The sequence below is a fragment of the Paracoccus sp. PAR01 genome (assembly GCF_014851995.1).
Lineage (GTDB): Bacteria > Pseudomonadota > Alphaproteobacteria > Rhodobacterales > Rhodobacteraceae > Paracoccus > Paracoccus litorisediminis.
In genome coordinates, this window is the sequence record NZ_JACVAW010000107.1 from 1 (window position 1) to 320 (window position 320).

General features: G+C 54.4%; 1 protein-coding gene. It reads left to right on the top strand.

What is annotated here, in order from left to right; genetic code table 11:
- Window positions 1-47: 47 nt before the first annotated feature.
- Window positions 48-320, top strand: a 273-nt coding sequence (locus IB235_RS25505) for a hypothetical protein (protein WP_225612633.1), incomplete at its 3' end; no start/stop codon positions are given.

Genomic DNA, 320 nt, shown 5'->3' on the forward strand with positions numbered 1-320 from the left:
TGCCACAGCATCTTCCAGTATCCAGCCTGATCTAAGCAGTGGCCATCATGTTACTCACACATTCGGCATTCGGTCCAGAGCTTGACCTCCTGTCGCGCGGCCTGTCACTATCATTCCAAGTCCACGGCCTCAGAGGTGTGCACTATGTCCGACCGACTCGCCATGGCATCGCTGATCATTGCAGTTATTTCATTGAGCATGATCATGGTGAATTTTGCCGTGCAGGGCTGATTGATCTGACTCCCGACACTCCCTCAACTGAAGAACGCCTGTGGGCGACAACTGTCCGCTTGGGCGGATTGCATTTTCAGGCGGCAGCC